Genomic DNA, 17,254 nt, shown 5'->3' with positions numbered 1-17,254 from the left:
TAATACTTTCGTTCGTCATCACGGTGAGTGCGGATTGTATCAGCAACTATTCTTCATGTTATTAGAAAAAAGTGGTTGCACAACTAAATGTTATTGGCGTAACATAAATCTGTGGCGCGAATTATGTTCAGTTCGCCCAACCACCGTAACAATAATGAAACGCGCCCAGTGCGTTCACGGAGATTAATAGCTATGCCCACCGCCCACCATCAATCGGACCGGCCTGTGCACCACTGCGCGGCGTCGCCACAACCATGACAACTACCTCCAAATCACCGCGCGTCGCTCCGGCAGCCGGCGCCCGCACAGAAGCCGCCAAAGCTGCAGCGGCACCAGTGATCGTCCCGGCCAGTACGCCAGCGATCGTGCCGGCCGGCACCCACGGCCATGCGCGCAATCCCGGCGTGCCTTTCGACAGCAGCTGGTTCGACGACATCCGCGTCAACCTGTCGGCCGCCGAACGCCGCATCGCCACCCTGCCCGGCCGCCGCTCCGTCAAGAAAGACGCGCAGGCCGGCTGGCTGCTGAAAGCCATCAGCTGCATCGACCTGACCACCCTGTCCGGAGACGACACCACCGAACGCGTCAAGCGCCTGTGCGCCAAGGCCATCACGCCGGTGCGCCAGGACCTGCTCGACGCGATCGGCTTTGGCGACCGCCAGCTGCACACGGGCGCCATCTGCGTGTATCACCGCTACGTGGCGACCGCCGTCGAAGCGCTGGACGGCAGCGGCATTCCGGTGGCCGCCGTATCGACCGGCTTCCCCGCCGGCCTGATACCGCACGACCTGAAGCTGAAGGAAATCGAAGCGTCGGTGCGCGATGGCGCCTCCGAGATCGATATCGTCATCACCCGCGAACACGTGCTGACCGGTAACTGGAAAGCGCTGTATGCCGAGATGCGCGACTTCCGCGAAGCCTGCGGCGACGCGCACGTGAAAGCCATCCTGGCCACCGGCGAACTGAAAACCATGCGCAACGTGGCCAAGGCCTCGATGATCTGCATGATGGCCGGCGCCGATTTCATCAAGACCTCGACCGGCAAGGAAGCGACCAACGCCACCCTGCTGGTAAGCCTGATCATGCTGCGCATGATCCGCGACTACCAAGAGCGTACCGGCTACAAGGTGGGCTACAAGCCGGCCGGCGGCGTCTCCGCCGCCAAGGACATCCTCAACTACCAGATCCTGATGAAGGAAGAACTGGGACGCGAGTGGCTGGAGCCGGACCTGTTCCGCATCGGCGCCTCCTCCTTGCTGGCCGATATCGAACGCCAGCTCGAACACCACGTTACCGGCCGTTACTCGGCTTTCCACCGCCACGCGATCGGATAATTCATATGAGCGTTTCACACTACTTCGACACCATGGACTACGGCCCTGCCCCTGAAAGCGACACCGACGCGCGCGCCTGGCTGGCGCGCCACAGCGACGGCTTCGGCCATTTCATCAATGGCGCATTCACCGCCGCCAGCGCAGGCTCGCTGTTCGATACCAATGAACCGGCCACCGGCAAGCCGCTGGCGCGCATCGCGCAAGGCACGCAAGCCGACGTGGACTCTGCGGTCGCCGCCGCGCGCGCCGCCCAGGAAAACTGGTTCGCCATCGGCGGCCATGCCCGCGCCCGCCACCTGTACGCCCTGGCGCGCATGGTGCAACGCCACGCCCGCCTGTTCGCCGTCGTCGAAGCCCTCGACAACGGCAAGCCAATCCGCGAAACGCGCGATATCGACGTGCCGCTGGTGGCCCGCCACTTCTATCACCATGCCGGCTGGGCGCAACTGCAGGAACGCGAATTCGCCGACCAGGTGCCGGTCGGCGTGATCGGCCAGATCGTGCCGTGGAACTTTCCGCTGCTGATGCTGGCGTGGAAAATCGCCCCGGCGCTGGCGCTCGGCAATACCGTGGTACTCAAACCGGCCGAATTCACGCCATTGTCGGCCCTGCTGTTCGCCGAACTGGCCGCCCAGGCGGGCCTGCCCGCCGGCGTGCTGAACGTGGTCACCGGCGACGGCGCCACGGGCGCTGCCATCGTGGCGCACCCGGATGTCAACAAGATCGCGTTTACCGGCTCGACCGACGTCGGCCGTCTGATCCGCGAAAAAACCGCCGGCAGCGGCAAGTCGCTGACCCTGGAACTGGGCGGCAAGTCGCCGTTCATCGTGTTTGACGACGCCGATATCGACGCCGCCATCGAAGGCGTGGTCGACGCCATCTGGTTCAACCAGGGCCAGGTCTGCTGCGCCGGCGCCCGCCTGCTGGTACAGGAAGGCATCGCGCAGGACTTCTATGCGCGCCTGAAACGCCGCATGGGCAAGCTGCGCGCCGGCACGCCGCTGGATAAAACCATCGACATCGGCTCGCTGATCGCGCCGTCGCAGCATGAACGCGTGCGCAAACTGGTCGAGATCGGCGTCAAGGAAGGCGCCACCTGCTACCAGCCCGATATCTCGATGCCGGTGGGCGGCAGCTACTTCCCGCCTACCCTGCTGACCAATGTGCATCCGGCCAGCACCGTGGCCAGCGAAGAGATCTTCGGACCGGTACTGGTCGCGATGACCTTCCGCACCCACGATGAAGCGCTGGCGATCGCCAACAACTCGCGCTACGGCCTGGCCGCCAGCGTGTGGAGCGAAACCATCGGCCTGGCGCTGGCCGTGGCCCCCGCCCTGAAGGCTGGCGTGGTGTGGATCAATTCGACCAATCTGTTCGATGCCGGCGTCGGTTTCGGCGGCGTGCGCGAATCGGGCTTCGGCCGTGAAGGCGGCCGCGAAGGCTGCTACGAATACCTGAAACCGCGTGCCTGGGCCAAGCGCGTGGCACGCAGCGCAGCCGTGAAACCGGTGGCCGCCATCGTCGACAGCGTGGCAGCAAGCGCACGTTTGCCGCTGGTCGACCGCACCGCCAAGCTGTACGTCGGCGGCAAGCAGGCCCGTTCCGACGGCGAGCAATCGCTGGGCATCTTCGGCGCCAACGGCAAGCTGGCCGGCGAAGTGGGCCTGGGCAACCGCAAGGATATCCGCAACGCCGTCGCCGCCGCCCATGCCGCCGCATCATGGTCGGCCACCACGCCGCACCGCCGCGCACAGGCCCTGTACTACCTGGCCGAGAACCTGTCGGCACGCGCCGAAGAATTTGCCGCGCGCCTGGTCGAACTGACCGGCGTCAGCGCGGATGCGGCCAGCAACGAAGTCGAGCAATCGATCAGCCGCCTGTTCGCGTATGGCGCCTGGGCCGACAAATACGAAGGCGCGGTGCACGTGCCGCCGATGCGCGGCGTAGCCCTGGCCATGGTCGAACCGATCGGCGTGGTCGGCGTGGTCTGCCCGGACGAGTCGCCATTGCTGGCCTTTGTCAGCCTGGTCGCGCCATTGCTGGCGATGGGCAACCGCGTGGTTATCGTGCCGAGTTCGCGCCATGCGCTGATCGCCACCGATTTCTACCAGGTGCTGGAAACTTCGGACCTGCCGGGCGGCGTGATCAATATCGTCACCGGTGCGGCGGCGACCCTGCTGCCGACCCTGGCCGAACACGACGATGTCGACGCGCTCTGGACGTTTGGCGACGCGGCCCTGTCGGCCACCACCGAGCGCCTGTCGACCGGCAACCTGAAACGTACCCTGGTCGACTACGGCCTGGCCACCGACTGGAACGACGCCCTCTCGGCCGAAGGTCCGGCATGGCTGCGCCACGCCACGCAGATCAAGAACGTGTGGGTGCCGTATGGCGAATAAGTAAACAGTAAAACCGCAGTGCCAGGCAAGCCGACGACGAGCGGCAGTCCTGGCGCAAACCGCTGCACAAAATTGAATCACAATCTGGAGACAAGATGTTAAAGAATATCGACCCGCTGTTGAATGCGGACGTGCTGCAAGCCCTGCGCGCCATGGGCCACGGTGATGAACTGGTCCTGTGCGATGCCAACTTCCCGGCCGATTCGGTGGCCCGCCAGACGGTGCTGGGCAAGGTGCTGCGCATCGACGGCGTCGGCACGAAAGAAGCTGCGCGCGCCATTTTGTCCGTGATGGCGCTCGACACCGCCGTTGACGTCGCCGCCCACCGCATGGAAGTGGTCGGCGAACCTGACAATGTATTACCCGTCCAGCAGGAAGTACAACTCGAAATCAACCACGCCGAAGGCCGCGAGCGCATTATGGGTTCGATCGAGCGCTTTGCCTTCTACGACGTGGCGCGCACCGCCTACTGCGTGATCGCCACCGGCGAGCGCCGCTTCTACGGCTGCTTCGTCTTCAAAAAGGGCGTGATCGCCCCGGAGGCATGATGAGCGCCGTTCATGACAAGCGCGGCGTCGCGATCCTCGGCATCTACGTGGCCGACCTGGCCTTCCGCGCCGCCCATATGCCCGACGTGGGCCAGACCATCGCCGGCTCCGGCTTTGCCATGGGCCCCGGCGGCAAGGGTTCCAACCAGGCCGTGGCCGCCGCGCGCGCCGGCGCCGACGTCACCTTTATCAGCACCCTCGGGCGCGACTCGTTCGGCGACAATGCGCTGGCCCTGTGGCGCGGCGACGGCATCACGCCGCGCGTGAAACAGGTCGACACGCATCCGACCGGCGCCGCCTTTATCTATCTGAACGAGAAGAACGGTGACAACGCCATCATCGTGGTATCCGGTGCGGCCAGCCTGATCGGCGTGGCCGATGTGGACGCGGCGGCAGACGATATCGCCGCCGCGCGCGTGTTTGTCATCCAGCTCGAACAACCGGCCGATGCCGCCCTGCGCGGCCTGCAGATCGCCCGCGCCGCCGGCACTCTCACCGTCTTCAATCCCGCCCCCGCGCTGCCGTTTGACGACGCCGTCTATCCGCTGTGCGACTTCATCACCCCGAACGAACACGAAGCCGCGATCCTGACCGGCCTGCCCGTGACGAACCTGGACGAAGCGCGCGCCGCCGGCGATGCCTTCCTGGCGCGTGGCGTCGGCTGCGCCCTGATCACGCTCGGTTCGCAAGGCGCCCTGCTGCACAGCGCCACCGAATCGGTCCTGATCGCGCCATTCAACGCCGGTCCCGTGCTGGAAACGACCGGCGCCGGCGACGCCTTCAATGGCGGCTTTGCGGCCGCGCTGGCCGAAGGCGCCACGCCGAAGGAAGCTGCCCGCTTCGCCGCGGCGCTGGCCGCCATTTCGGTCACGCGCGCCGGCACGGCGCCGTCGATGCCGCAGCGCGCCGATGTCGATGCGCTGCTGGCAAAGGCCTGATTTTCACGCCGAGTTTTCGTTTTCTGAACACCTTTTGGAGTCGCCATGAAGCGCCAGTTTTCCGACCCACAGCTGAATTTTTTGGTGGGCATTAACGTCCTGATCCTGGTTGCCGCGACCGTGCTGTCGCATGGCGACTTCCTCGACGTGTACAACTTCCAGTCGATGGCCAGCCAGCTGCCCGAGCTGGCCCTCTTGGCCATCGGCGTCTCGCTGGCCATGATCGCCGGGAACGGCGGCATCGATTTGTCCGGTCTCGGCATGGCCAACCTGGCCGGCGTGGTGGCCGCCACCGTGGTGCCGCTGCTGGTCGACGCGGACGCCACGCCGTGGGGCTATACGGGCATGTTCGTGCTGGTCGCGCTGGTCACGGGCCTGCTCGGCGGCCTGCTCAACGGCTGGCTGATCGCCGGCGTGGGCCTGACGCCCATCCTGTGCACCCTGGGCACGCAGCTGATCTTCACCGGTGCCGCCGTGGTCTTGAGCAAGGGTTCCAGCGTACGCCTGGCCAGTGCCGAGCCGATGTCGATGATCGGCAATGAAAACCTGTTCGGCGTACCGATCCCCTTCATCATCTTCATGGTGGTGCTGCTGGCGATCGGCTGGCTGCTGCGCTACAGCCCTTTCGGCATCCGCCTGTTTTTATTGGGCACCAACGCCAAGGCCGCGCGCTACGCCGGCATTCCCGGCACGCGCATGCTGGTCACCACCTACGCGCTATGCGGCGTGCTGGCCAGCCTGGCCGGCGTGATCATCGCCGCGCGCACCGCCAGCGTGAAGGCCGACTACGGCAGCTCCTACCTGCTGATCGCCATCCTGGTGGCGGTGATGGCCGGCGTGCGTCCGCAAGGCGGCTATGGCCGCATGGTGTGCCTGTTCTTCTCGGCCACCGCCCTGCAACTGCTGTCGAGCACCTTCAACCTGCTCGATATCTCGAACTTCTTCCGCGATTGTGCATGGGGCCTGCTGCTGCTGTGCTTCCTGGCTTCGGCCCGCATCAATCTCGCCGATTACCGTTTTTTCTCAAGGCGCTAGTGTTCAGGGTTAGAAATTTGTTGATGATTGAATGTGTCGAAATCGCTTTGAGACAAGGAACAAAGCACAGCCAGGCTGGTGCCTGGCGCGCATTTGTGACGCAGTATCGGAGTGATTCTCGACATCTTCATTCAACGAATTTCGAACTCGGAACACTTTGCGCGACGCTGACCCAGTCCCCTCCTGGTTCAACGCATAAATAACGAGGGTTTGGAGACAACATGCTTACGAAAACAAAATGCGCCGCCGCCATCATCGCCCTGGGCACCCTGTCCGTTGCCGGCGTGCTGCACGCACAGAATAAAAAGCCGGTCGATATCGTCACCGTCGTCAAAATCACCGGCATGAGCTGGTTCAACCGCATGGAAGTGGGCGTCAAGGAATTCGGCGCCGCCAATGTGGGCGTGGTCAATGCGCGTCAGATCGGCCCGGCCCAGTCCGACGCCGCCCAGCAGCAACGCCTGGTGGAAGACCTGGTGGCGAAAAAGGTCGATGCGATCGCCGTCGTCTCGATGGACCCGCTGACCCTGGAACCGGTGCTCAAACGCGCACTGGACCGCGGCATCAAGGTCGTCACGCATGAAGCGGACAACCAGAAGAACACCCTGGTCGACATCGAAGCGTTCGACAACACGGCCTACGGCGCGCGCCTGAACGAGCGCCTGGCCGAGTGCATGGGCAAGACCGGCAAATGGTCGTCCCTGCTGGGCTCCCTGGGCAGCCAGTCGCAGGTGCAATGGGCCGACGGCGGCGCCAACAATGCCAAGAAGTATCCGAAGATGACCCTGGTCGACGCCAAGAACGAAACCGCCAACGACGCCGAGAAAGCCTACGGCAAGGCGAAGGAAATCCTGCGCAAGCATCCGGACATCAAGGGCTTCCAGGGTTCGTCCTCGCTGGACGTGCTGGGCATCGGCCGCGCCATCGAAGAAGCTGGCCTGACCGGCAAGATCTGCGTGTACGGTACCGGCCTGCCAAGCGAAGCGGCCAAGTTCCTGGAATCGGGTGCGGTCGGCGGCATCGCCTTCTGGGATCCGAAAGACGCCGGCATCATGATGAACAAGGCGGCGCTGATGCTGGTGCAGGGCAAGACCATCACCAACGGCATGGACATGGGCGTACCGGGCTATAACGCGGTCACCGTGAAAAAAGGTCCTGGCGTGGGCATTATCGTCACCGGCAAGGCCTGGGTCGAAGTAGACAAGTCGAACTACAAGAAATACGCATTCTGATAACACCTGACCAAACCTACTGCGCGGTGCGATTTGCGGCCGGCGATGCTCACTGTGCATACGCACAGCTGCGCTTCTCGGCCACAACTCACATCCGCTCGCTACGGTTTGGTCAGGCGTTGAAAGTTGATTGATATGGAGCCGGAGAATCAATACCCCGGCTCCATGCGGCAACGCCTATCGCAGAAAGAATCGATTCATGACCAGTACCACCCCAATTCCGGCGGCCACGTCGAAGACATTTTTGCAGCTTGAAGGCATCCACAAGCGCTATGCCGGCGTGCATGCGCTGCGCGGCGTCGATCTGACCATCGAAGCCGGCGAAATTTATCACTTGCTGGGCGAAAACGGCTGCGGCAAGAGCACCCTGATCAAGATCATCTCCGGCGCCCATCCTCCCAGCGAAGGGCGCATCACCATCAATGGCCAGCCGCATGAGGCGCTGACGCCGCTGCAGTCGCTGGCGCTCGGCATCGAGACCGTGTACCAGGATCTGTCGCTGCTGCCGAACATGAGCGTGGCCGAAAACGTGGCCCTGAGCGAGCAGCTGGTGGCCGGCAATGGCCGCCTGGCGCGCCGCTTCGACCGCCGCGCCGTCGACGCCACCGCCGCACGCGCGCTGGCCGCCGTCGGCCTGCCGTCCGATCCCCATTTCCTTTCCACCCGCGCGGATGAACTGCCGATCGCCACGCGCCAGCTGCTGGCGATCGCGCGCGCGGTGGCCACCAGCGCCAAGATGGTGATCATGGATGAACCGACCACCTCGCTGACGCAAAAGGAAGTCGACAACCTGGTATCCGTCATCGAAGGCTTGCGCGCACAAGGCGTGGCGGTGCTGTTCGTCAGCCACAAGCTCGATGAATGCTACGCCATCGGCGGCCAGGCCATCGTCTTCCGCGACGGCGCCAAAGTCGTGCAAGGGCCGATCGCCAACTTCACCAAGGCCGAACTGACGCACGCCATGACGGGCAAGCAGCTCGATGGCGGCCGTTACCGCAGCAGCCGCCTGCATGTCGATGGCGAAGGCGAACTGCTGCGCGTGCGGGGCCTGGGCCGGCGCGGCTATTTTTCCGGCGTCGACCTGACCCTGCACAAGGGCGAAATCCTCGGCATCACGGGCCTGCTCGATTCGGGCCGCAATGAACTGGCGCTGGCCCTGGTCGGTGTGCAGGGCGCGGACAGCGGATCGATTTTCCTCGACGGCAAAGAGGTCACCTTGCGCAATCCGGGCGACGCGATCGCCCACCGCATCGGCTATGTGCCGGAAGACCGTTTGAGCGAAGGCCTGTTCCTCGACAAATCGATCCGCGAAAACATCATCACCACGGTCTTGAATACCTTGCGCAGCCGCTTCGGCGCGCTCGACGCCGGCCGCGCGCAGGCGCTGGCGCTGGCCACCGTGAAGGACCTGCAGATCGCCACGCCCGACGTCGACCGCCCGGTGCAGTCGCTGTCGGGCGGCAACCAGCAGCGCGTGCTGATCGGCCGCTGGCTGGCGATCCATCCGCGCGTGCTGATTTTGCACGGCCCGACGGTCGGCGTCGATGTCGGCTCGAAGGACATCATCTACCGCATCATCCAGCGTTTGGCCGAAGACGGCCTGGCGGTGGTGCTGGTCAGCGACGACCTGCCCGAGCTGCTGCAGAACTGCGACCGCATCCTGATGATGCGCAAGGGCCAGATCGCCAATACCTTCGACGCCGACGGCCTGGCCGAAGAAACCCTGTACCACGCCCTTATTTCCGACAGCAAGGTGGCAGCATGAATACCACAACCATGAAAAACAGCAGCGTGACCCTGGCGGCAGCCGACCTGGGCGCACCGAAAATCACGCTGCGCCAGCGCCTGGCGCGCCATCCGCAGCTGTTCACCCTGGCCCTGATCGTCGCCGTCTGTCTGGTGGTGGGCGCGATCAATCCCGAGTTCTTCCAGCTGGCGATGGTGTTCGACATCGTGCGCGCCTGTACGGTGCTGGGCCTGTTCGCGCTGGGCGTGATGATCGTGCTGGCCGCCGGCGGCATCGACGTGTCGTTCGCGGCCATCGCGGCGCTGACCATGTACGGCATCACCAAGCTGGTGATGACGCAGTTCCCCGAAACCAGCATGGTGGTGATCCTGGTCGCCGGCGCCGCCGGCGGTACGCTGCTGGGCGTGCTCAACGGCCTGCTGGTCGACTGGCTGAAAGCCCCGTCGCTGATCGTCACCATCGGCACGCAGTACCTGTACCGCGGCATTCTGCTGACCTTTATCGGCACCGTGTTCTTCATGAACGTGCCCCATTCGATGGATGCCTTTGGCAAGCTGGCCGTCTGGCGCCACGACACGGCCACCGGCGTGCACGCGGTGCTGCCGGCCACCGTGCTGGTGCTGGTCGCTGCCGCCGGCCTGACCTGGTGGCTGCTGAACCGCACCCTGATGGGCCGCGCCGTGTACGCCATCGGCGGCAGCCTGCCGATCGCCGAACGCCTGGGCTACAAGCTGCGCACCGTGCACCTGTTCGTGTTCGGCTACGCGGGCTTCCTGGCCGGCCTGGCGGGTATCGTGCATGTGTCGAGCACGCGCCTGGCCAACCCGTTCGACCTGGTCGGCATGGAGCTCGACGTGATCGCCGCCGTGATCCTCGGCGGCGCGCGCATCACGGGCGGCAGCGGCAGCGTCAGCGGCACTTTGCTGGGCGTGCTGCTGGTCACCCTGATCAACAACGTGCTGATCCTGGCCGGCGTGCCGAGCACCTGGCAGAAGGTGATTGTCGGTACCTTTATCGTGCTGGCGGGGGCGGTGTTTGCGAGCAAGCGGTCGTCGTAAAGCTGCTGGGCAAACCGTGGCAAGCAAGAGAGATCAAGTGCCAACGCGGGAAGGTGGCCACTGGCGGGCGGCATGCAGCACACGCAGTATCCTTATCAAGCCGCCGGAAGTGTCATAGACAAGGATGTAATTCTGGTGCGCTACCAGCTCACGGGTACCCGCTACACGGCCAGGTTTGCCCAGGCCTGGATGATCGGCCAGACGGCCCGCCTTTTCCGCAAACAGCTCATCGAGGGCGAGCGCGGCGGCCGGGTTGTCGGCTTCGATGTGGTCGTAGATGTCGCTGCGGTCCTGGATCGCCTCTGGCGTCCAGACAACTCCATCACTCGGTCGCTCCCAGCCGGCGACGTGTGGCGGCGCGCCTGGCAGCGAACCTGGCTTCAACCTCGGCAGCCGGGATGAGGTCTCCGGAATTGGCCGAGTCCAGGCCGCCCTGCACCTGGCGATGGAACCAGGCGTCGTGTTCTGCCGCTTCCTGCTGCTGCCGAACAAAGTCACGCATGAAGTCGCGCAGTAGCTGGGCCCCGGTACGGTCGCGGCCCTTGGCGGCTGTGGTGAATTGTTCTTTCAGGCTCTCATCGACCCGGAAAGTAAAGGTTGCTTCGCTCATGGCCATGTTCCTGATGTGTTACAACGTCATTACAGAGTAGCACAACAGGTGGCATCCGCAAGCTGACGCCATGCATGATGCAGACTGCACCGTGTACGATGATCGAATCAAATGAATGGCGGAAAACAGTAGGAGTCGAACCTACGGGAGAACGTCTGACGCCCTCCACCGGGTTTGAAGCCCGGCCACATCACCGGATGAGTGTGCTTTCCGCGGTGCAGGAACTAGCTGTTGGCGGCGGCGGGTGTGAATGACCACTGCGCGTTCGGGCGTAATAGATGCCCATTGCCAACCCGGCGAGTATAACCGACCCGGTCTAAATATTCCAAGACCTGGATCGCCCGCTTGCGGCCCAGGCCGCTGGCGTCGCGGAAGGTGGCCGCGCCGACTGCACCGGAACCTTCCGGCAAGCCCGCTTGCGCTTCCGCCTGTTGCGCCAGCTGGCGCACCAGCAGCGCCAGCTCGGCCAGTGCGGCCGGATGATAGAACAGGTCGTGCACCACCTGGTTGATCTGGCCCGCCTTGGCCAGTTTGCGCAACAGCCTGCGCGTTGCCTCTTCTTCCACGCCGAATGTACGCGACAAATCGCGTGTCCATGGCGGCTCGAAACGGCCCTGCTCCAGCGCCGCCAGCATCGGCTCGGCCATGGCCTGCTCTGCCGTCGTCAGCTCGACGCTATGATCGGGCAGGTGCAGGTGCGCGCCGCGCGCCATGACGGCGCCGCCGGCCAGCAAGCCGTCGACCAGGAAACTCCACAAGGCGTCTTCCATCTCGGCGTCGACGATGCGTTTCAGGCGCCACAGTTCCGGTCCCGCCTCATCGGGGGCGCGCGCATGGAAGGTCGCCAGGGCCGCCAGCACGCGCTCGTCCAATGCCGCCAGCGCTTGCGGCGCCAGCAGCAGGGCGTCGCCGCCGCGCAGGGCGATGCGGCGGGTGTCGTCCGGCAGGGCGATCACGGCGGCAGGCAGCAGCGACAGCCGCACCAGCAGGGACTCCCTCAGCCCCAGCGGGCTTTGCCCCAGCAGCGACGCGTAGTTGCCATGCGCGACAAAGGCAGCCAGGGCGTCGAGCCAGGCCAGCCGGGCCGGGCTGCGCCGCTTGCGCGCGGGCCCGAACGGGTCGAGCACCATGCCACCGCCCACCGTCTGCGTGGCCTGCGCATTGCGCACCACGAAACGGTCGCCGGGCACCGCATGCATGGGCGCGTCGAACACCAGTTGCACGCGGGCCGTCTGCCCGGGCGACAAGGTATCGCCATCGAGCACCACGGCGCGCGCCAGCTGATGCGCCGCGCCCAAGTGCACATGCAGCGGCGACCAGGCTTTCAGGTGTACGCCGCTGTCAGGCAGCAGGCTCAGTTCCACGTCGATGCGCTCGGAACACTGCGCCAGCTCAGGCGCGACGATCCAGTTGCCGCGCTCGATGGCGTCGCGGCCGATGCCGGCCAGGTTCAGCGCCAGGCGCTGGCCCGCCATGCCGGCGTCCGCCGCACGGTTTTGCGCATGGATGCTGCGCACGCGCGTCTCCAAGCCTGCTGGCGCCAGCTGCAGGGTGTCGCCCACTGTCGCCGTGCCTGCCAGCGCCGTGCCGGTAATCACCGTGCCCTGCCCCGACAAGGTAAACACGCGATCCACGCCCAGGCGGAACAGACGCCGTTCATCGCGCTGCGGCAGGCTGCGCGCCACCTGCGCCAGGTGCGCCAGCAGCGCCGCCACGCCGGGATCGTTGTCAACGCTGGCGGCAGTGGGAAACAACGGGCTGCCGGCCAGCGGCGTGGCCGCCAGCAGCGCGGTGATCTCACGCTCCACCTGCGCGATGCGGGCCGCATCAACGCGGTCGATCTTGGTCAGTGCCACGGCGCCGCGCGTCACGCCCAGCAGCTGCAGAATCGCCAGGTGCTCGCGCGTTTGCGGCATCACGCCATCGTCGGCCGCCACCACCAGCAGCGCGAAGTCGATGCCGGTGATACCAGAGGCCATGGTGCGAATGAATTTTTCGTGGCCCGGCACGTCGATCACGCCCAGCACCGTGCCGTCCGCCAGCGGCAGATAGGCGTAGCCGAGTTCAATCGAGATACCGCGCGCCTGCTCTTCCTTCAGGCGATCCGTGTGCACCCCCGTCAGCGCGCGCGTGAGGGTGGTCTTGCCATGGTCGATATGGCCTGCGGTGCCGACGATCATGCGCTCAGCTCACCGAGTTGCGCCACGAATGCCGCCTGATGCGACGCTTCCAGGCAGCGCAGGTCCAGCCACAGGGTGTCCTGCGCGATGCGCCCGATTACGGGGCAAGGCAGGCCACGCAGGCGCTGCTCCAGCGTGCCCAGGGGATTGCTCAGGCGCGAACCGGGCGCGCTGCGGATCGCCAGGCCGAAGCTGGGCAACTGGTCGACCGGCAAGGCGCCGCTGCCGATCTGGCTTTTCATCGCTTCCGACGCGACCACATAGGCGGAGCCCAGCACGGCTTGCAGCAACGGCAGCAGGGTGTCCGCCTGGGCGCACATGGCGGCCGCAGGGCGCGTCAGCAAACGCAGCGTGGTCAGGCGTTCGGCCAGCAGGTCGGGCGCGCGGTACAGCTGCAGCACGGGTTCCAGAGCCGCCAGCGTCAGTTTCCCCACGCGCAGCGCGCGTTTTAACGGATTGCGCTTGATCTTCGCGATCAAATCGGCACGGCCGACGATCACGCCGCATTGCGGGCCACCGAGCAATTTATCGCCGCTGAAGGTGACCAGGTCGGCGCCCGCCTCTATCGTTTCGCGCACCGTGGTTTCATGCGGCAAGCCATATTGCGCCAGGTCGACCAGGGTGCCGCTGCCCAGGTCGACGGCGGTTGGAAGCGCGTGCATGGCCGCCAGCGGCACCAGTTCGTCGAGCTCCACGCTTTTGGTGAATCCGGTGATCGCGTAATTGCTGCAATGGACCTTCATCAGCAAGGCCGTGTCTTCATTGACGCCATTGGCGTAATCGTGGGGATGGGTGCGATTGGTGCTGCCCACTTCGCGCAGCACGGCGCCGGCGCGCGTCATCACGTCGGGAATGCGGAAGGCGCCGCCGATTTCCACCAGCTCGCCGCGCGAGACGATGACCTCTTTTCCCTGCGCCAGGGTATTCAACATCAGCAGCACGGCGGCCGCATTGTTGTTGACGATGGTGGCCGCTTCGGCGCCCGTCAGTTCGCGCAGCAGTTCCTCGACCAGGTCGTCGCGGTCGCCGCGCTTGCCCGTCTCCAGGTCGAATTCCAGGTTCATCGGCCACTGCAGCGCTTCCACCACGGCCTGCACAGCCGCGTCGGGCAGCAGGGCGCGGCCCAGGTTCGTGTGCAGGACGGTGCCGGTCAGGTTGAAGACGGCGCGCAGCTGCGAGCGCGATTGCGCCTGCAGCCGTTCGGCCATCTGCGCGGCAATGGCGGCGATTGTCGCCCCCTCTTCGCAGACTGCGCCAGCCAGCATGGCGGCACGCAATTCGGCCAGCACGGCGCGCGCGACGGCCAGCGTCTGCACGCGGCCGTATTGCGCAATCAGTTCCAGGCAAGCCGTGTCGCCCAGGATGCGGTCGACCGATGGCAGGCGCACGGTTTGCCCGGTCGTCATGACTGCTGGCCCTCGCTTTTTCCGAGCCACAGCAGCGGATTGCCGCTGGCGCGCTGGTAGCCCGCCTCGCCCACCAGCAGATCCAGCATCAGGCTGGCCAGGTCGTCGGCCAGCGGCTCGACGTTGTAATCGTGCTCCTGGTTGAAGACCTTGCGGTAGGTATGGCAGTCGTCGCAGGTTTCCGCGCGCGCCACTTTTTTCGGGTCATTCGCCTTGTTGGGCAGCTTGTCGTCCTTGGCCGTGACCGGATCGAATGGCGCCGCGTCGTTGGCGTCCAGGCCCTGGTAAGCGATCTTGCCGTTCTGCTCGCAGGTCGAGCATTTCACGCGCACCATATGCCATTCGCTTTCGCAGATGCCGCAGTGCAGATAGCGGTAGCCCTGCGACTGGCCGCCGATGCGGATCACGCTGGCGACCGGATGCGAACCGCAGACGGGGCACAGCGCGCCCGTCTCCAGGTCGGGCACGCGCGCGGCGCGCAGCTGGCTGGCCGAACTGGACCACAGGATCTGCAGCGCGGCGGCGACAAACGGCGCATGCATGGGGTTCAGGTTGTCGCCGTTTTCATCGAGCACGGCATCGGCGCAGGCGTCCAGCGCCGCGTCGTCCAGCGCGCGCAGCTGCGCCAGCACTTGCGTCAGGCCCGTGGCCAGCGCCGGCTGCAATGCGGCCGTGGCGGCCAGTTCCGTCAACAGGTCATGGAAGATCGTGCGCCAGACGGGTGGACGCGCGCCGCTGACGGGCAGCACCGGCATGCGGTGCTGGACGGCGCGACGCAGCGCATCGGCGTCGGCCACCGGCACGGCGTCGGGCGCCAGTTTGGCCACCACCGCCGCCTGCGCATCGGCCAGCGCGGCCATCAGCACCAGGTAACCCTGCATGCCGGCGTCGACCGGTATGCCCTTGATGTTTCCCTGCGCCAGTTCGCGCAGGCGCAGAGCGCGCGCCGTAAACAGGCTGGTGGGCTGCGGCAGCAGCAGGCGCGGAATCGCGTTGTGGTCCAGGCCTTCGATTTCGCCTGGCTGAAGAATTCGTTGTACCAATGGAGTTCCCATCAAAAAAAGCAAGGCAGAGCCAGCGAATGGCGGCTATGCCGTAAAGTATTTTAATCGATAAAAAGAACGGGGCCAGTCCGTTGCGACTGACCCCGGTTCTTGCACTCGGGTTAAAGCGGCAAACCCTAGTGTTTGTCGTTGCGTATCACCGCCTCAAACCACTTCGGATGGTGCTTGCGCGCCCAGCCATAGGTGACGGTGCCGCGCACCATGGCGCCGATCGAGCCCTTGACCCACAGGGCGGCATAGATATGCACGATGATCGAACAGATGATGCCGAAGGCGCAGACCGAGTGCAGCAAGGCAGCGGCGCGGATGACGGGAATCGGGAAATAGAACGCGAAATACGCGCGCCAGATCACGATGCCCGACAGCAGCAGACCGCACATGCAGAACAGCAGCACGAAGAACAGGATCTTCTGGCCGGCGTTGTACTTGCCGATCTTCGGCAGCTTTTCTTCGCGGTTGTTGAGCACGTCATCGATCTGCTTGAGCCACTGCTTGTCGCCGTCCTCGAACTTGTTGTGGTGCCAGAAACGCACCACCAGGATCGCGAACGAGACAAACATCACCAGACCGGCAAACGGATGCAGGATGCGCGTCCATTGCCCGCCGCCGAACAGCAGCGCCAGCCACGCCATCGACGGATGGAACATGGCCAGGCCCGACAAGGCCAGCATCACGAAGGTAATCGCCGTGATCCAGTGATTCGTGCGCTCATTGGGGTTGTAGCGCTGTATCAGCGGATTGCCGTCCTTGTCGCGAAGCTTGTCATCATGATGTTCAACGTGGCTCATGCTGTTCCTCCTCCCGGATGCGGTTGGCCTCTTCCAGTGCCTCGTGCTCTTCGTCTTTGCTCACCTCGTTCGGACCGACACGCGTGTAGTGGAAGAAGCCGGCCAGCGCCGTCGCGGCCATGCCGGCCACCGCCAGCGGCTTGGACCAGCCCTTCCAGAAGCCGACCATCGGACTGATCCGCGGCCGGTCCGGCAGGTTGGAGTACAGGCGCGGCTTGTCGGCATGGTGCAGCACATACATCACATGCGTGCCGCCCACGCCCAGCGGATCGTACAGGCCGGCATTTTCAAAGCCGCGCGACTTCAGGTCGACGATGCGCTCTTCCGCATGCACCTTCATGTCCTCCTTGGTGCCGAACACGATGGCGCCGGTCGGACAGGTCTTCACGCAGGCCGGTTCCTGGCCGACGGCCACGCGGTCCGAACACAAGGTGCACTTGTAGGCGCGGTCGTCCTTTTTCGAAATGCGGGGCACGTCGAAAGGACAGCCGGCCACGCAGTAGCCGCAGCCGATGCAGTTTTCTTGGTGGAAATCCACAATGCCGTTGGTGTACTGCACGATGGCGCCCGGCGCCGGGCAGGCTTTCAAACAGCCCGGGTCTTCGCAGTGCATGCAGCCGTCCTTGCGGATCAGCCATTCCAGGTTGCCGTCGTTGCTTTCGTGTTCGGCAAAACGCATCACCGTCCACGATTGCGGCGTCAGGTCGGTCGGATTGTCGTAGGTGCCATGGTTTTCGCCGACTTCATCGCGCAAGTCGTTCCATTCCATGCACGCCGTCTGGCAAGCCTTGCAGCCGATGCACTTCGACACATCGATCAGCTTGGCGACCGTGCCCGTCACCGGCGTCCTCGCCTGCGGCGGGGTCACGGTGGTGGCGGACAGGCGCCGGATATCTAAGGATTGCAGTGCCATTA

At 65.0% G+C, this 17,254-nt stretch carries 15 protein-coding genes and 1 tRNA gene; 8 read left to right on the top strand and 8 right to left on the bottom strand.

Annotated elements, in window-relative coordinates; genetic code table 11:
* The first annotated feature begins 254 nt into the window (after positions 1-254).
* The 8 genes from deoC to ACP7B7_RS05305 all read left to right on the top strand — a co-directional run bounded on the left by deoC (position 255) and on the right by ACP7B7_RS05305 (position 10,291).
* Positions 255-1,334 (top strand): deoxyribose-phosphate aldolase, encoded by a 1,080-nt coding sequence (gene deoC, locus ACP7B7_RS05340; RefSeq protein ID WP_426075971.1) that lies wholly within the window; start codon positions 255-257, stop codon positions 1,332-1,334.
* A 5-nt stretch (positions 1,335-1,339) separates the two neighbouring features.
* Positions 1,340-3,733, top strand: coding sequence for an aldehyde dehydrogenase family protein (locus tag ACP7B7_RS05335; protein WP_426075970.1), 2,394 nt, complete (start codon positions 1,340-1,342; stop codon positions 3,731-3,733).
* A 95-nt stretch (positions 3,734-3,828) separates the two neighbouring features.
* Positions 3,829-4,281, top strand: a complete 453-nt coding sequence (locus tag ACP7B7_RS05330; RefSeq protein ID WP_426075969.1) for an RbsD/FucU family protein — start codon at positions 3,829-3,831, stop codon at positions 4,279-4,281.
* The gene (gene rbsK / locus ACP7B7_RS05325; RefSeq protein ID WP_426075968.1) at positions 4,281-5,219 is read left to right on the top strand and encodes a ribokinase; all 939 of its coding nucleotides are present in this window, start codon (positions 4,281-4,283) and stop codon (positions 5,217-5,219) included. Before ACP7B7_RS05330 ends, rbsK begins: the two co-directional genes overlap by 1 nt.
* Positions 5,220-5,264: 45 nt before the next feature.
* Positions 5,265-6,254, top strand: coding sequence for an ABC transporter permease (locus ACP7B7_RS05320; RefSeq protein ID WP_308925582.1), 990 nt, complete (start codon positions 5,265-5,267; stop codon positions 6,252-6,254).
* A gap of 221 nt (positions 6,255-6,475) precedes the next feature.
* Positions 6,476-7,486, top strand: coding sequence for a substrate-binding domain-containing protein (locus tag ACP7B7_RS05315; RefSeq protein ID WP_065307723.1), 1,011 nt, complete (start codon positions 6,476-6,478; stop codon positions 7,484-7,486).
* Positions 7,487-7,685: 199 nt separating this feature from the next.
* Positions 7,686-9,251, top strand: coding sequence for a sugar ABC transporter ATP-binding protein (locus ACP7B7_RS05310; RefSeq protein WP_308925581.1), 1,566 nt, complete (start codon positions 7,686-7,688; stop codon positions 9,249-9,251).
* An 11-nt stretch (positions 9,252-9,262) separates the two neighbouring features.
* Positions 9,263-10,291, top strand: a complete 1,029-nt coding sequence (locus tag ACP7B7_RS05305; protein ID WP_308925730.1) for an ABC transporter permease — start codon at positions 9,263-9,265, stop codon at positions 10,289-10,291.
* A 33-nt stretch (positions 10,292-10,324) separates the two neighbouring features.
* On the opposite strand, the gene ACP7B7_RS05300 is transcribed toward ACP7B7_RS05305, so the two are convergent.
* The 8 genes from ACP7B7_RS05300 to fdxH form a co-directional block, all read right to left on the bottom strand.
* Positions 10,325-10,675, bottom strand: a complete 351-nt coding sequence (locus tag ACP7B7_RS05300; protein ID WP_374694277.1) for a type II toxin-antitoxin system RelE/ParE family toxin — start codon at positions 10,673-10,675, stop codon at positions 10,325-10,327.
* Complete coding sequence (locus ACP7B7_RS05295; RefSeq protein ID WP_426075967.1) at positions 10,614-10,901, bottom strand: CopG family ribbon-helix-helix protein; 288 nt, start codon at positions 10,899-10,901, stop codon at positions 10,614-10,616. Before ACP7B7_RS05295 ends, ACP7B7_RS05300 begins: the two co-directional genes overlap by 62 nt.
* Positions 10,902-11,017: 116 nt before the next feature.
* Positions 11,018-11,113, bottom strand: a tRNA-Sec gene (locus ACP7B7_RS05290).
* A gap of 12 nt (positions 11,114-11,125) precedes the next feature.
* Positions 11,126-13,081 (bottom strand): selenocysteine-specific translation elongation factor, encoded by a 1,956-nt coding sequence (gene selB, locus ACP7B7_RS05285; protein ID WP_426075966.1) that lies wholly within the window; start codon positions 13,079-13,081, stop codon positions 11,126-11,128.
* Entirely contained in the window at positions 13,078-14,487 is a 1,410-nt protein-coding gene (gene selA, locus ACP7B7_RS05280; RefSeq protein WP_308925578.1) for an L-seryl-tRNA(Sec) selenium transferase, read from the bottom strand. Before selA ends, selB begins: the two co-directional genes overlap by 4 nt.
* Positions 14,484-15,530 (bottom strand): formate dehydrogenase accessory protein FdhE, encoded by a 1,047-nt coding sequence (gene fdhE, locus ACP7B7_RS05275; protein WP_308925577.1) that lies wholly within the window; start codon positions 15,528-15,530, stop codon positions 14,484-14,486. Before fdhE ends, selA begins: the two co-directional genes overlap by 4 nt.
* A 137-nt stretch (positions 15,531-15,667) precedes the next feature.
* Entirely contained in the window at positions 15,668-16,339 is a 672-nt protein-coding gene (locus ACP7B7_RS05270) for a formate dehydrogenase subunit gamma (protein WP_308925576.1), read from the bottom strand.
* Positions 16,326-17,252, bottom strand: a complete 927-nt coding sequence (fdxH, locus tag ACP7B7_RS05265; protein ID WP_308925575.1) for a formate dehydrogenase subunit beta — start codon at positions 17,250-17,252, stop codon at positions 16,326-16,328. Before fdxH ends, ACP7B7_RS05270 begins: the two co-directional genes overlap by 14 nt.
* Positions 17,253-17,254: the final 2 nt, after the last annotated feature.

The organism is Janthinobacterium sp. PSPC3-1 (genome assembly GCF_049896105.1).
Classification (GTDB): Bacteria; Pseudomonadota; Gammaproteobacteria; order Burkholderiales; family Burkholderiaceae_D; genus Janthinobacterium.
This window is presented reverse-complemented; position numbering and strand designations above follow the sequence as displayed.

Coding starts and splice junctions, on each gene's coding strand:
- deoC (WP_426075971.1), top strand. CDS start 255: ATGACAACTACCTCCAAATCACCGCGCGTCGCTCCGGCAGCCGGCGCC.
- ACP7B7_RS05335 (WP_426075970.1), top strand. CDS start 1,340: ATGAGCGTTTCACACTACTTCGACACCATGGACTACGGCCCTGCCCCT.
- ACP7B7_RS05330 (WP_426075969.1), top strand. CDS start 3,829: ATGTTAAAGAATATCGACCCGCTGTTGAATGCGGACGTGCTGCAAGCC.
- rbsK (WP_426075968.1), top strand. CDS start 4,281: ATGAGCGCCGTTCATGACAAGCGCGGCGTCGCGATCCTCGGCATCTAC.
- ACP7B7_RS05320 (WP_308925582.1), top strand. CDS start 5,265: ATGAAGCGCCAGTTTTCCGACCCACAGCTGAATTTTTTGGTGGGCATT.
- ACP7B7_RS05315 (WP_065307723.1), top strand. CDS start 6,476: ATGCTTACGAAAACAAAATGCGCCGCCGCCATCATCGCCCTGGGCACC.
- ACP7B7_RS05310 (WP_308925581.1), top strand. CDS start 7,686: ATGACCAGTACCACCCCAATTCCGGCGGCCACGTCGAAGACATTTTTG.
- ACP7B7_RS05305 (WP_308925730.1), top strand. CDS start 9,263: ATGAAAAACAGCAGCGTGACCCTGGCGGCAGCCGACCTGGGCGCACCG.
- ACP7B7_RS05295 (WP_426075967.1), bottom strand. CDS start 10,901: ATGAGCGAAGCAACCTTTACTTTCCGGGTCGATGAGAGCCTGAAAGAA.
- selB (WP_426075966.1), bottom strand. CDS start 13,081: ATGATCGTCGGCACCGCAGGCCATATCGACCATGGCAAGACCACCCTC.
- selA (WP_308925578.1), bottom strand. CDS start 14,487: ATGACGACCGGGCAAACCGTGCGCCTGCCATCGGTCGACCGCATCCTG.
- ACP7B7_RS05270 (WP_308925576.1), bottom strand. CDS start 16,339: ATGAGCCACGTTGAACATCATGATGACAAGCTTCGCGACAAGGACGGC.
- fdxH (WP_308925575.1), bottom strand. CDS start 17,252: ATGGCACTGCAATCCTTAGATATCCGGCGCCTGTCCGCCACCACCGTG.